15 protein-coding genes are annotated in these 13,741 nt (G+C 26.0%); 13 read left to right on the top strand and 2 right to left on the bottom strand.

The features are described from left to right. Nucleotides 1-22 precede the first annotated feature (22 nt). Nucleotides 23-919 (bottom strand): N-acetylneuraminate lyase, encoded by an 897-nt coding sequence (locus tag R4I97_RS02165; RefSeq protein WP_335783497.1) that lies wholly within the window; start codon nucleotides 917-919, stop codon nucleotides 23-25. Nucleotides 920-1,116: 197 nt separating this feature from the next. Next, the gene (locus tag R4I97_RS02160; protein ID WP_335783496.1) at nucleotides 1,117-1,482 is read right to left on the bottom strand and encodes a DUF1232 domain-containing protein; all 366 of its coding nucleotides are present in this window, start codon (nucleotides 1,480-1,482) and stop codon (nucleotides 1,117-1,119) included. 145 nt (nucleotides 1,483-1,627) lie between these two features. On the opposite strand from R4I97_RS02160, the gene R4I97_RS02155 reads away from it, so the two are divergent. The 13 genes from R4I97_RS02155 to R4I97_RS02095 all read left to right on the top strand — a co-directional run bounded on the left by R4I97_RS02155 (nucleotide 1,628) and on the right by R4I97_RS02095 (nucleotide 13,339). Next, nucleotides 1,628-2,809: an AGE family epimerase/isomerase gene (locus tag R4I97_RS02155; RefSeq protein WP_335783495.1), complete on the top strand. Its 1,182-nt coding sequence runs from the start codon at nucleotides 1,628-1,630 to the stop codon at nucleotides 2,807-2,809. A gap of 142 nt (nucleotides 2,810-2,951) precedes the next feature. Then, nucleotides 2,952-3,962 carry a SagB/ThcOx family dehydrogenase gene (locus R4I97_RS02150; RefSeq protein ID WP_335783494.1) on the top strand — a complete coding sequence of 337 codons (1,011 nt, stop codon included), beginning with the start codon at nucleotides 2,952-2,954 and terminating at the stop codon, nucleotides 3,960-3,962. A 38-nt stretch (nucleotides 3,963-4,000) separates the two neighbouring features. After that, entirely contained in the window at nucleotides 4,001-5,086 is a 1,086-nt protein-coding gene (locus R4I97_RS02145) for a streptolysin associated protein SagC (protein ID WP_335783493.1), read from the top strand. A 55-nt stretch (nucleotides 5,087-5,141) separates the two neighbouring features. Further along, complete coding sequence (locus tag R4I97_RS02140) at nucleotides 5,142-6,488, top strand: YcaO-like family protein (protein ID WP_335783492.1); 1,347 nt, start codon at nucleotides 5,142-5,144, stop codon at nucleotides 6,486-6,488. Further along, nucleotides 6,463-7,116, top strand: a complete 654-nt coding sequence (locus R4I97_RS02135; RefSeq protein WP_335783491.1) for a CPBP family intramembrane glutamic endopeptidase — start codon at nucleotides 6,463-6,465, stop codon at nucleotides 7,114-7,116. The genes R4I97_RS02140 and R4I97_RS02135 overlap by 26 nt, the downstream gene beginning before the upstream one ends. Beyond that, nucleotides 7,113-7,850, top strand: a complete 738-nt coding sequence (locus tag R4I97_RS02130; RefSeq protein WP_335783490.1) for a hypothetical protein — start codon at nucleotides 7,113-7,115, stop codon at nucleotides 7,848-7,850. Before R4I97_RS02135 ends, R4I97_RS02130 begins: the two co-directional genes overlap by 4 nt. Nucleotides 7,851-8,193: 343 nt before the next feature. Next, the gene (locus tag R4I97_RS02125; protein ID WP_335783489.1) at nucleotides 8,194-8,889 is read left to right on the top strand and encodes an ABC transporter ATP-binding protein; all 696 of its coding nucleotides are present in this window, start codon (nucleotides 8,194-8,196) and stop codon (nucleotides 8,887-8,889) included. 154 nt (nucleotides 8,890-9,043) lie between these two features. Continuing rightward, complete coding sequence (locus tag R4I97_RS02120; protein WP_335783488.1) at nucleotides 9,044-9,760, top strand: ABC transporter permease; 717 nt, start codon at nucleotides 9,044-9,046, stop codon at nucleotides 9,758-9,760. Nucleotides 9,761-9,846: 86 nt separating this feature from the next. Then, entirely contained in the window at nucleotides 9,847-10,176 is a 330-nt protein-coding gene (locus R4I97_RS02115; RefSeq protein ID WP_335783487.1) for a PadR family transcriptional regulator, read from the top strand. Between the two features lie 26 nt (nucleotides 10,177-10,202). Beyond that, complete coding sequence (locus R4I97_RS02110; protein WP_335783486.1) at nucleotides 10,203-10,853, top strand: permease prefix domain 1-containing protein; 651 nt, start codon at nucleotides 10,203-10,205, stop codon at nucleotides 10,851-10,853. A 2-nt stretch (nucleotides 10,854-10,855) separates the two neighbouring features. Next, nucleotides 10,856-11,512 (top strand): permease prefix domain 1-containing protein, encoded by a 657-nt coding sequence (locus R4I97_RS02105; protein ID WP_335784051.1) that lies wholly within the window; start codon nucleotides 10,856-10,858, stop codon nucleotides 11,510-11,512. A 90-nt stretch (nucleotides 11,513-11,602) separates the two neighbouring features. After that, nucleotides 11,603-12,607 (top strand): hypothetical protein, encoded by a 1,005-nt coding sequence (locus R4I97_RS02100; RefSeq protein ID WP_335783485.1) that lies wholly within the window; start codon nucleotides 11,603-11,605, stop codon nucleotides 12,605-12,607. 9 nt (nucleotides 12,608-12,616) lie between these two features. After that, the gene (locus tag R4I97_RS02095; RefSeq protein WP_335784050.1) at nucleotides 12,617-13,339 is read left to right on the top strand and encodes a hypothetical protein; all 723 of its coding nucleotides are present in this window, start codon (nucleotides 12,617-12,619) and stop codon (nucleotides 13,337-13,339) included. Nucleotides 13,340-13,741: the final 402 nt, after the last annotated feature.

The raw sequence follows: 13,741 nt of genomic DNA, 5'->3' as shown, positions 1-13,741 counted from the left end.
AAATAACACTCTTGAGTATATATTATAGTTTAGATAAATATTTATCAAACATATCTTTTAATACTTTTTTCTCTGATTTACCAAGCGGTTTTGAACCCATAGGTGCTCTGCAATAAGAAACTGCTGAAGAATCATAGAAAGCAATACATTCTTTAAGTGCTGGATATATACCTACACTTAATAAAGTTTTGATTATATCATTCATATCATGCTGTATTTTTAAAGCTTTAGATAAATCTTTATTTTCAACAGCATCTATTACTTTTTTTGCTAAAGGAGCTTGTATGTTGTATGTAGAACCAATTCCTGACCTTAAACCATAAGAAGCATAAGCTATTAATAATTCGTCAAAACCTGCCCACATCATTTTATCAGGGAATTTTTGTATTAATCTTTCTAATAAGAATAAATCTGATGAAGTGTATTTGATACCCATCACTCTTTTATCTTCAAAAAGTTTTCCGAAATCATCTAATGATATACTGTTGTTTGATAGACTTGGCAAAAAATATATTACCAAAGGAATTTTTTTTGTTTCCTTCAAAATAGTATTATAATATTTGCTAATGTCATTAAATGAAAATGGATAATAATATGGAGTAACAGCTGATATTAAATCATATCCTAATTCTTCTGCCTTTTGTGCCATTTCACAAGCTTCATTAAGATTTAATGTACCTACATGTGCTATTAGAGGTATTTTCCCATTAACTTCCTCTTTTGTAATTTCAAATACAGCCATTCTTTCGTCTTTAGACATTAATAAACCTTCTCCAGTAGAGCCGCCAACATATAAGCCATTAACTTTCATACGGTCAATATTATGTCTTATGTATTTTCTCAATACTTTTTCATCTAATTTTCCACTTTTGTTAAATGGAGTCATTAGAGCAGATAATATACCTTCACATTTATTCATCTGTTCCTCCTCATGATTTTTAATATTTATGTATATTCCTATACTATATATTGTATAAATTAAGTATAATTTAATCAATATCTATTATGAATATTTTTAGAAATATATCAAAAAAATATACTTTTTTATAATAATATATACATAATTATATAAACTATTGATATAATATTTTGAAAAATAATAAAATATATTTTCTATTAAATAAGAAAAGCTATTATATATATAATAACCATTAAAACAAATAGCGTGATAGTTGTTGATAATATGATATTTTTTATAATCATATTTAAAAATTGGTTTCGTACAAAATTAGATTTTTTTATAGCATAAAAAAACGTAATAGATAGCAGAAATATATCATCTAATTTGCCTATTGGTATTCTATCTGGTACTATGTCAATAGGGGATAATACATATATTAAAGCTAAAATAAATGGAATCCAATATACTATTTTTTTCTTTTCAGTTTTTTGCTTATATTCTGAATATTTTCTGTATATTCCGTCTTTACCTAATATTTCTATTTCTTCTTCTGGGATTTCTTTATAATCATCTCTATCCATAAATAAAATTACCTTCAATAATATAATCATTTTTATATTAAATAATACTATATTTTAATAAAAAGAAAAAAATTTTATTGATTTAAAAGATTGATAGGTTAATATTAACATATAATTTATAAAAAAATAGATATAAGGATTTTTTATGAGTAATTTAAGCGAAGTTAAAAATGAATATCTTCATATGTTAAAAGATAATATTATACCATTTTGGCTTAAAAACGGACTTGATAAGAAACATGGCGGATACTACACTGCATTAGACAGAAAAGGGGCATTAATAGAAACCGATAAATCTGTATGGTTTCAGGGAAGATTTGCTTGGGTGCTTTCTACTCTTTATGCTGACTTTGAAAAAAGAGAGGAGTATCTTGATGCTGCAAAATCTGGTATAGACTTCTTAGAAAAATACTGTTTTGATAAAGCAGGTGACGGGAGGATGTATTTCAGAGTAACTGAAGATGGTAAGCCCATCATAAAAAGATTAAGATACTACTATTCTGAAACATTCTGCTTAGTAGCTATGGCGGCATATTCAAGGGCAAGCGGAGATAAAAGCTACGCTAAAAAGGCAAGAGAGATACTTGATAATATAGACCGCTATCAAAAAGAAGGACTTTTAATACCAAAATTTGATGCAGGCAACAGGCCTACTATAGCTTTCGGACCTCCTATGATAATGCTTGCTACTGTTCAGGAGTTAAGAAAAGCAGACCCAGAAAATAAGGATTATTATGATAAATACATAGATAATCTTCTTTCTAATATTCAGTTATTCTTATATGAAGATAAAAAAGCAGTATTAGAACAATGCAATCCTGACGGCACTTTGCAAGACCATTTTGAAGGCAGATTATTAAACCCAGGTCATGCTATAGAATCATCTTGGTTTATATTAAGAGAGTCTATTGAGAGAGGACATGATGAAAAATTAAAAGCCTTAGGACTTAAAATATTTGACTGGATGTGGGAATGGGGCTGGGACAAAGAGTACGGCGGAATTATTCAATATATGGACGTACTTGGAAAGCCTAAAAGCGAATATCACCATGACATGAAATTCTGGTGGCCTCAAACAGAAGCTGCCATTGCTGCTTTATATTGTTATTACTTTACTAAAGATAGTAAATATTTAGAGAAGCATGATATGGTTAAGGAATACACTAAAAAATTCATCGACACAGAATACGGTGAATGGTATGGCTATCTTCATAGAGATGGAAGAATATCTACAGACTTAAAAGGTAACATGTATAAAGGACCTTTCCATATTCCTAGAATGTACATGAAGTGTGCTGAGATAATAGATGCTATTAACGCGAAATAATAATTAAAGATAATTGTTATTTAATTAAGGCTAGGCTTTTTTATTAAAGTCTAGCTTTTTTTCTACATTTTGTTTTTAATTTTACAAAACACTTTTTTTTAGTATTATATATGAGATATAATTTATAAAAAAGGAATGTTATGTGTCTATTATGAAAAATAAGAAAAAAGATATTAAAAAAATAGAGATAAGTAAAGAAGAATTAGAATCAAGAGAGATACCATTGCTTTTTAGTGTTGTAAATTTTTCTTCAAATATACCTGTTTCTATGTATGCTGATACTATAGGAATAAAAACTTCAGAATCTTCTTATAGAGGATTAATATACTCTGAAGTAAATAGAAATATAAGTGAAGAATATTTATTAAACTCAAAGAAATCATCAATAGATTTATCAACAATGTTTAATGTAACAAGTTATTCATCATTTCCAATAGATGCTGCTTTAAGTAATAGAGTGTTACTTGAGGAAGAGGTTCATAAAAAAGGAAATGCTATAAAACTTCCTCCATATAAAAATATTAATGCTCCTATAGGTTCAGTTATAAGGTCAAGAAGAAGCAGGAGAGATTTTAATGGTAAGCCATTAACATTAAGCGATTTGTCTACTTTGCTTTATTACGGAGATGGAATTTCTGGAGATTTTGATTTCAATTTTAACAAAGAAGAATACAGCACTATAACTTTTGGTGATAAATATATGTCTAAGCTTCGCACCGCTCCTTCAGGCGGAGGACTTTATCCTATTTATTTGTATATTGCGGCGCTTAATATAAATAATCTTGAAAAGGGTATATACAAATATATGCCTTTTACTCATTCGCTTGAAAAGATAAAATTATTTAATGATGATGATTTAGAAAATTACTATAAAAATAATGTTTTTGGAGGGGAGATAGATTTAAGAAAGGCGGCTTTATCTGTTTACTATGTTTATAGCATATATGAAAACACTAGAAAATATGGGGATATGGCTTTGCAGTTTGCATTAATAGAGACAGGCGAGATTGCACAAAATATACAGCTTACTGCGGCTGCGAGCGGTATTTTAGCATGCGATATTGGAGGATTTAATAAAACTTTATCTGAAGAGTTATTAAATTTAGACGGACAGAGTAATCATGTTGTACATTTAACTTTGCTTTCAAAATAATTGTTATTATAAAAAAATAAATGGTAGGTTTATTAAAAATGGCTAAAAAAAATATTAAACTTTATGATAATGCGAGCATATTCTTTAATTCTGATGATGAGATTAGATTTAGAAAGGGAATATGGAATTTTGAAGAGGCTTCTTTAGAGCTTAATGATTTGAGAGAGAGTGTAAAAAAAGCTTTAATATTTATTGCTAAAGAACTTTTTGATGATAAATTAGTTTCTTTTGATAATGTAGTTAAGAAATTTTCTCTTGATGAAAAAGACAGTGATTTTTTGAATGAAATTATATCTTCGCTTATAGGCAATAGGTTTTTAGAGTATGATGAGAACACTATGCTTAATATGGTGTATGAGCTTATAGGAGAATATTTTTATGATATACCAGATGAAAGCAAGGTTCAAAAAAATAAAGTAATGTTTATAACAGATAGTGAGAGGCTAAAAGATTATGCTAAGTTAATGTCAGAAGATTTATATATGAATATTGTTATGATGGATATTGATGACATAAAAGAAATAGAAAAGGCAAATCTCACAGATACTACTGATGCTATAGAATATATTGAAAAGCAAAAAGAATTATTAAAGTTGTTTGATGATATATCTTGTGTAGTTGTAAGTGTAGAGAAGCCAAGATTAAATTTACTTAGAAATATTAATAGGCTTTTACTCGAAAAATCAATTCCTATGATTATATCAATATTAGACGGGCCATTTTTGAATATCACCACTATAAAAGCAAAAGAAACAGCATGCTATGAATGTTTTGAAAATAGAGTGATTGCAAGAAATGAAAGCTTATCAGTTTATAACAAATTTGTTAAACAAACTATTAATTCAAAACCAAATAATAAAAAAACTTATATAACTCCTATTTTGCAAACATTTACTTCGCTTGCGTTATATGAAGCTTTTTTATTTGCCACTATAGGAAAATGCAAACTATCAGGAAGAGTTATTAATGTTTACATACCTTCTATAGAAATCCAAATACAGGATTTATTAAGAGTGCCTTTCTGTGCGGCATGCGGGCATATAAGCAAGGCTAAATATAATGAAATGTATACTTCTTCAAAAGAAATAATAGAAAAGTTTTCAAGCAAAGTGATAATAAAATGATTAAATAATTGAAAATATTTTATTTTTTAATAAATTATATAGAAATGGAAGACTTATGATTAAATATTACCCAAGCCATAAAAATGTTTTAAATAAATACAATTCTATTTGCGGACATCAGACTGGTATTATGGATTCTATTATTGTGATGCAGGCTAATTCTGTCATTGCTGAAAATATTAATACTTGTACCTCTATGCTTCCGGATTATCATAAAATATTATTGGGAGATAATGCTGAAGTTAATTATCATCTTTCTGGTTATGGTATTTACAGAGATGAAGCTGTTATTAGATTGTTAGGCGAAGGTGTTGAGAGATATGCATTATTTACAGCAAATTTGTATTTTGAAGAAAAATTAAAATATGCTTCCTATAATCAATTAAAAGAAAAATATCCTAATAATGTAATACCTTTTGAATATGTTAAAATATACAGCGATGAAGATTGCACTAAATTAAACAGCATAGGAATGTTAGAAAATATCACAGAAGATGATATATTGTCTTGGGTGCTTCTTCCTTCTTTGTTTGATAAGGAAAAAGAGTATTATGTACCGGCACAGAATTTCTTTTTATCGCATATAATACGAAGAGATAAAAATGAAAAAGTGTTTATAGGAGGATTTTCTAAGGGAAGTGCGAGCCATAAAAATATTAAATTGGCTTTAAAATCTGCTATAACTGAAATTATAGAATGCGATGCTTGTATGATAAAATGGTATACAGAAAGCAAGGTTAAAGAAGTTATTATTGATGATGATATTCTTAATGAGACTATTAATACAATTTTAAAAGATATTGATTATAAAATAAGGGTGTTTGATTATACTGTTGATAAAAAATTAGGCTATGTTTTTACCGTGATGCTTATAAACAAAAGCGAAAAAAGTCCATATATTGTGGTGGGGGCTTCTTCTGGGCTTAATCCTAAAAAAGTTATATACAGAGCCTTTATGGAGGCTTTGGCTATACTTACATTAAATATCAATGGCCCTTTATCAATGCCTGCAGATTATTTGGAAACTAAGTATCAAAAAACTTATCTTAACCTTGACAGCAATGTTAATTATTGGGCTTCTTTAGATGATAAAGAGAAAAAACTTAAATTCATAAACAGCAAAGTTACAGAAAAAATTGAATTAAAAAAATATGAAAATCTTGAAGAAAATACTGATAAAGATTTGGAATATTTATTTAATGGTCTTTATAATATTTCAAAATATGCAGTTTATTTGGATATTACTCCAACTGAAATAGCTGATAAAGATTTGAATGTAATGCGTGTTTATATTCCAGAGCTTGTGCAAATGTCTATGCCTGCTTTCCCATATAGTAGGCATCCTAGAATAATTAAAAATGGAGGAATTTCAAACAATGAATTTCCACACCCATTACCTTAGTGCTATTCTTGTATTAATAGCTGTTTCTTTTCCTACCTCTTTAATTGGTGTATTTTTTAAATTAAATCTTGGAAAAATAAGCAGTATTTTGCCTAATACTTTAAGTTATTTTTTATTTGTAATAATGGCATTTTTTACAGGGTATGTTGGAAATATTAATTATAATGTTAATATTTATTTTATTGTTTTAGCTTTTATTATGTCTTTTGTATGCATTGCTATAGAGATAATTGAAGCTATTATTGTTCATTTTATTAAATATAAATTTTGGATAAAAAAAATATCAATTCATGAAATTATAAATAAAAATAATATTTTTTTTGATATTATAATTATATTGATAGGTGTTATTTGCGAAGAGATTATCTTTAGACAGGTATTCTTTAATATTTTATATAATATATTAGAATTAAATATTTTTACTGTTATCATAATATCAGGTTTTATGTATTCTATTAATCATATATATTTTGGAAGAAATGCTGTATTTCAAAAGTTTATTGTGGGTATAATATATTCTCTGTTATTTGTATATTCTTCTTTTAGCGTGATAATACCTACTATTACTCATTTTTCCCAAAATATGATTTTATATATATTAAGCAAAAAAAGAGAGGATATAAATTGATATTTTTAAAACTTATACCTTATATTATAATATGCTTTATATTAGGAAGTATAATGAAATTCTTAAATTATACAAATATTATAAATAATTTATGTTTTAACTTTATGAATTATTCCAAAAAAGCTCATGATGATATTTATATTTATATAAGCACTTATATATATTGGTTTTTTATAATTATATTTGCAATTATTCTTAGTTTTTTGCAAAAACAAAATATTTTGTTATATTTTTTTGAAGAAAGAAAATATATTGTTTATATTTTTATTAATATTTTTGCAGTTATTTCTGTCTTTGAAATAATATTAGCAATTATAAGTTTATTTGACAAAAATATAAAAAGAAATGTTATATTTAGCAACATATTATCGTCTGCTCCTATTAATTTATTATATTCTTCAAGAAATAATAAAAAGTGGACTTTAATATTATTAGCGAGTGTAATTAAATGTTTATTTTTTAATGGGATAATATATTTATCTATTAAAAATCAATTTCAAGAGTTTAATTTATTTTTTATAATTCTTGTAGTTGCTTTATTATTTTCTTTTGAAGAAATACTAAGGCTTAATAATTTCAAGGAGGCTTTAATTTTTATAGTTTCTTGTTTTATTATTACAGCTATTAATGCTATTTCTTTTGAATATACAAATAGTTTAATTGCACCAATGTTTTCCAATATTTTTTTTACGATATACTACTTTGGTCAGTTTGAAAATATTGGAATATATTAAAGTGGTATTACTCTCTTTAATTATTAAAGAGTTTAATATAAATACATCTAAAGGAGTTGTTATATGGTTAAATATTCTTCAAAACTACGCACAACATGTTCTTTAAAGAGCCAATCTGCGGTATTGACTCCTGGAGGATGTTGCTGCTCTTGTTGTTGTTCTTGTTGTTTTAATATAACAACTACAACTAACAACTAATTTATTATAATTTTTTATAATAAATTAGAACGTCTGCTGCATTGTTATGATGCAGCAGGCTTTTATATATAAGCAGCATTGACATTTTTTAATGTATGTTGTTTTAATAATTATAGTTTTTTATTATATAAAAGAGTTGGTATTAATGGAAGAAGTATTAATAAGTGTTAAAAATATAGAAAAAAAATTTAATAAAAATATCATTCTCAAAGATGTAAGTTTAGATATAAATAAAGGTGAAGTAATAGCGCTTGTTGGTCCAAACGGTTCTGGTAAAACTACATTAATTAATATATTACTTGGAATATTAAAAGCTGATAAGGGTGAATTAAAAATTAATATAGAAGATTATAAGAAACATATAGGTCTTCAATTGCAATCAACACCTTTTTTTGAAGGATACAATGTAAAAGACAATGTATTAATGTTTTCAGCTCTTTATGATATTAAGATAAGCGATGAAGAAATAGAAAATATTCTTAATAAATACAGTCTTAATTCAAGAACTCCAGCTATAAAGCTTTCAGGAGGCGAACAGAAAAAACTTGCTATAATGATAGCTACTATGCAAAACCCTGATTTACTTATATTTGATGAACCTACTGCGAGTTTAGACCCGAGAGAAAGATATAATATAAAAAATATGATATTAGAACTTGCTAAAAATAATAAGACTATACTTTTTACTTCTCATGATTTGGAGGAGGTAGAAGATATAGCGAGTAAAATAGTATTTTTATATAAAGGAGAGATATTAGAAAGCGGCAGTAAAGAGGAACTTTTGAAGAAGTATAATTTTGATAGTTTGGAGAAAGTTTACCTGCATATTACTAATTATTAGTGTATAATAATTTTTTTAAATTTGTTCAACTTTTTCCCATGGATATGCACCAATATGTACTCTATTTGGTTGCTGTGTAGATTTCGTAAAAGTTGAAAAACACGTATTTAATTTGTAATATTTTAATTTTGCATAAATCTAATTATTAATAATTATGAAAACTATATTTAAACTCACTATAAAAAAAGCTATAAGAGACCCTTTCCTTATATTTTGGTCTATCTTCTTCCCAATAGTTACAATAATAGCATTGGGAATATTATTTAATACAGAGAGCTATACTATTCATATACTTACTGCTATGACTTGTGTGAGCGTACTTGCATATTCTTTTATGACTACAAGTTTTAATGTATTAACCCAAAGAAGAAGGGGCGTATATAATTTACTTAAAGTAACACCTCTTCCATTACACAAATATATTATAAGTTCTTCTTGTGCTTGGGTGATTATATCTGTTATAAGCTGTTTATTTGTATTTTTTGTATGTGCTTTGTTTTTTAGATTAGAGTTTTCTTTTGTTTCTGTGCTTTTATTTTTACCTGTAATTATATTGGCATCTTTGCTTTATATATTTATAAGTTTCTTTGTTTCTAGTTTGGTAAAAAATAATGAAACTGCGAGTATATTATATAATATTATTTTAATGGGCTCTATGTTTTTGAGTGACGGATATTATTCTTTATATAATGCTCCAAGTGTAGTGAAGCTTTTAAGCAGATTAAATATTTTTCAATATTTTTTAAATGCTTTTAGGGGAGCTTATTATTTTGATTTTCAGTCGTATTTTATTGGTTTAGCAGTTCTTTTAGTTTGTTTAATAATTGCTTTGATTCTTGCCGTTAACACTTTCAGATATGTTGATAAATAAAAATTATTTCTTAAGTCTTATTGACAAAATTGTGTATTTATTTTACTTTAAAAAATAAATTACAATTAGTTTAGGGATAAAAATTAATGTATATAGAAAGTGATATCATACGAGGTCATATAGATGCTGTTGTTTTGCATTTTTTGAAAGATAATGATTCTTACGGTTATGAGCTCTCTAAGTTAATTACTGATAAAACTAATGGAGAATATGAAATTAATGGGCAGACTTTATATAGTGCTATAAGAAGGCTTGAGGGTAAAAAATTAATAGAAAGCTATTGGGGAGATGAGAGTCAGGGAGGAAGAAGAAAATATTATAAGATTACAGAAGAAGGCAAAAAGTTTTTACAGGAAGAGAGAGAAATATGGATATTCACTAAAAAGATAATAGATAAACTTCTTGATATTGAATAAATGTTTTTATGTAGAGATAAAATATTATGATAGATGATTTTTGTAATGAATTAAAAAATAAATACCCTAATACTCAAAAAATTAGAGAGCAAATTGAAGAGCTTAGAAATTATTTGTATATGAAAAGTGAAGAATATATAAATGAAAGCGAAGAGGAGGCTTTTAAAAAGGCACTTAAATCTTTTGGAAATGCGGATTCACTTCTTCAGGAATTATCAAAGGATGCAAAAATTATTAATAAATCTAAATTATATTTATTTGCTGGAATTATTGATATTTTTACTGTGGCTTTTTTAAGTTTATTATTATGCTTTATATCTTTAAAAAATAATAATATATCATTTTTCTCTTATGTAAATAATTCATTAGTTCCAAGTATATTTTTTATTATTTCTGGAATTATTGTTATTTTTTTAACTACAATTATACAGTTTATTAATATGCGTAATATATATGAAACAGTAGAATATACTTATAATGATTATAAAATAAATTTAAAATATTCCATAATAGGTTTTTTAATTATATCTATAGCAGTATTTATATTTAATATATTTTTTACTCCGCATCATATTTGGTTTGTATTTGTTATTATATACTTTTTATCTTGGCCTTTGACCGTATTTTTCTTTTATAGATTTTTTAAAAATTCTGATAAAAATATTAATAGGAAATAATGATGAATATTAATGAGTTTTATAAAAATATTAAAAAGAAATACCCTAATACTAAAGAAGTTCTTGAGCAATTAGATGAAATAAAAGATATGCTTAATTCTAAAGTTCAGCATTATGTTAAAAATGGAATGAAATATGAAGAGGCTTGCAGTAAATCTATAGATGAGCTTGGCGATATTGATGAAGTTTTTGAAGATATAAGCAAAGATGCAAAGGTTGTTCATAATTTATATATAAAAATATTAACAGTTTTAATATCATCTTTTTCTACAGCTCTTTTAGCTTTTATTTTTGGTGTGATTGTAGATAGTTTAACTTTTTTTAATGAAACTACTAAAATAGGTTATAAACTTACTATGCCTTATTTTTATTTGGTATTATTTATTTATGTAGTGATTTATTCTTTTTGGAATTTCTCTGATAATATAAAGCCTAAAATAAGAAAGTATAGTTATGATATATATAAAATTAATTTAAAAAACTCTATTATTGCTGTTGTAATTTATTCTGTGATAATGATTATTGTAAATATTATTACATATAAATATAATAATTATTTGTGGTTTATGTGGCCTTTTGTTGGTATATTAAATTGGACTATTTCTATAATTGCAGATTATTATTTGTTTAGAAGCAGCATATTTGAATATAAAAGATAAAAAATATTGATATTTTATACAAAGTATATTGACAGACATAATACTTTTGTTATAATATTAATATAGTTGAATATATGTGAGTTGCGTTTTATGAAGAAATTGCTATTAATATTTTTTATATTGTCAAGTTTCCTTTTTGCTCAGAATGATTTTGTAAACTCAGGTTTTCATTATAGTTATAATTATTTTGGGTTTCCATTTTCTGTTGATTTAGGATATGCATATAAAAAGAATTCACATTTTGTATATGTTCCGCGTGTAGGAATAAGTTTTGACTATGGTGCAGAATCATCATTTGGAATATTTGCCAATGCTGGAATGGAATACAGATACAGAAGATTTTTTATAGATTTGAATTACAAACAAGGAATAACTCCTCCATTTGCTACATTCAATTATAAAGATTTGGAATATTACGGACAATTAAAATTAGGTTATTCTTTTGATAATGTAAGTATTTATTATGGAATGAATATAGGCAAAATATTAACTTCTGAGAGAGAGGTTTATAGATTAAGTTCTATATTTAAGATTAATCAGAATATTGGTTTAAGTTCTACATTTGTTGATGACGGAGTTAATAAATTAAAGTTTAATGCTGGAGTGGGTGCGAGTATTATACCTAATGAAAAGCAGTATTCTTATAATGTTTCAGCTAGTATGCCTTATTCGTTTTTTCATTATTGGGGCGAGCTTGGAATTATGCCTTATATAGGATATAGTGCTTATTTTGATAATAGCGAGAAAAAATATTCTATAGGGTTTAAGTATTTATACTCTCTTATGATGATGCCTTTAAGTAATTTAGAAGCACATCTTAAAAATATGGACTTTCTTACATTTGTTCATCTTGAATATAAGTTTTTTATGAGATTTCTTCCTTCTGGTTTTAATGATATATACTTAGTTGCTTTTGGAAATGTAGGATACGGAAAATATTTTGAAAGCAGTATTGATAAAGGCAACTTATTATATGTTGTAGGAGGAGGAATAGGCTATAATCTCTACGGCTCAACACCTTTACAATTGACTTTCGGTGTTGATAATAATAATAGTTTGGTTATGAATTTGATAATCAGCACTATAGTATTTTAAGGAGGGTTTATAATGAGAAAGATTTTTACAGTTTTATTTTTAACTTTGATTTTTAGTTTTTCAGCTTTTTCGTACAGCAGAGATTTTAATGAGCTTTATAATCTTTATTATATGGCTAATACCAATAAAGAGGGTGATTTATATAAGGCTATAGAAAAAATAAAAAACGGCAATTATGGAAAGACAGAAAAACAAACCTATGAGAATCTTATTTTACTTATGGAAATATATATGAATCCTAAAAGTAAAAGGGAATCTTATAAATTATTGAATGATAATATAAAAAAGAATACTCCATTATTAACAGAAAAAGATGCTGATTATATGGCTTCTGTTGCTGATGTGATGAGCGGAGCTATTAATTATTCTTCATTTAATGAGGTTGTAAAACTTTCTGGCAAGGCTGGAGAGATATATGATAATGCTTTAAAAATTAATGCTAATCATTTTCCTTCGCTATTAGGTAAAGCAATACTTACAGCTTATAGTCCTGAGTTTGTAGGTGGCGGAATAGATAAATCGCTTCCAATATTTAAAAAAGCAGAAAGCAATGCTAAAGAGAAATGGGAAAAACATATAGTTTATTTATGGACTTCACAGGCTTATTTTAAGAATAATGATAAAGCTAATTATGAGAAATATATGAAGATGGCAAAAGATATATTTCCAGAGGGAGCTTTTATAAAGAATGTTATCGATATGAATGCTAAAGGAAAAGGAATGTTTAATTAAGATATAATTAAATATATTAGTATGTATTACAATCATATAAAGCTATAGTATTTATAGTTTTATTATTTAGAAAAAGTTTGATAAATTAATGAGATATAATTTTTAGTATATGGCTAAACAATTATATTTTGTCATAGAAGTTTTTTATTCAACTTTTTCCCGCCTTCGCTGTGCGGACTTCGTCAAAGTTGCAAAAAGTGCAAGTTTTTTAGCTTTATATGTTTGGAATATGTATAAAATAAGGCCTATATTTTGTATATAAATGCAGTCCTTTTGCTTCTTTGGGTCACCAAAAGAAGTGGGGGTGTGGGGGCTAGTCCCCACAAATAATAAAAATATAAAAAACACTTTTTATAAACTTAAAAATTTTAATATATATAATTGCTTGAGTTTAATAAATAA

Origin of the sequence: Brachyspira pilosicoli (assembly GCF_036997485.1) — a bacterium.
Taxonomy (GTDB): domain Bacteria; phylum Spirochaetota; class Brachyspiria; order Brachyspirales; family Brachyspiraceae; genus Brachyspira; species Brachyspira pilosicoli_C.
Note: the sequence above shows the minus strand (reverse complement) of the source record. Positions and strands in the feature narration are given on the sequence as shown.

Coding starts and splice junctions, on each gene's coding strand:
- R4I97_RS02100 (WP_335783485.1), top strand. CDS start 11,603: ATGAAGAAATTGCTATTAATATTTTTTATATTGTCAAGTTTCCTTTTT.
- R4I97_RS02145 (WP_335783493.1), top strand. CDS start 4,001: ATGGCTAAAAAAAATATTAAACTTTATGATAATGCGAGCATATTCTTT.
- R4I97_RS02125 (WP_335783489.1), top strand. CDS start 8,194: ATGGAAGAAGTATTAATAAGTGTTAAAAATATAGAAAAAAAATTTAAT.
- R4I97_RS02160 (WP_335783496.1), bottom strand. CDS start 1,482: ATGGATAGAGATGATTATAAAGAAATCCCAGAAGAAGAAATAGAAATA.
- R4I97_RS02135 (WP_335783491.1), top strand. CDS start 6,463: ATGAATTTCCACACCCATTACCTTAGTGCTATTCTTGTATTAATAGCT.
- R4I97_RS02140 (WP_335783492.1), top strand. CDS start 5,142: ATGATTAAATATTACCCAAGCCATAAAAATGTTTTAAATAAATACAAT.
- R4I97_RS02120 (WP_335783488.1), top strand. CDS start 9,044: ATGAAAACTATATTTAAACTCACTATAAAAAAAGCTATAAGAGACCCT.
- R4I97_RS02105 (WP_335784051.1), top strand. CDS start 10,856: ATGAATATTAATGAGTTTTATAAAAATATTAAAAAGAAATACCCTAAT.
- R4I97_RS02155 (WP_335783495.1), top strand. CDS start 1,628: ATGAGTAATTTAAGCGAAGTTAAAAATGAATATCTTCATATGTTAAAA.
- R4I97_RS02165 (WP_335783497.1), bottom strand. CDS start 919: ATGAATAAATGTGAAGGTATATTATCTGCTCTAATGACTCCATTTAAC.
- R4I97_RS02110 (WP_335783486.1), top strand. CDS start 10,203: ATGATAGATGATTTTTGTAATGAATTAAAAAATAAATACCCTAATACT.
- R4I97_RS02115 (WP_335783487.1), top strand. CDS start 9,847: ATGTATATAGAAAGTGATATCATACGAGGTCATATAGATGCTGTTGTT.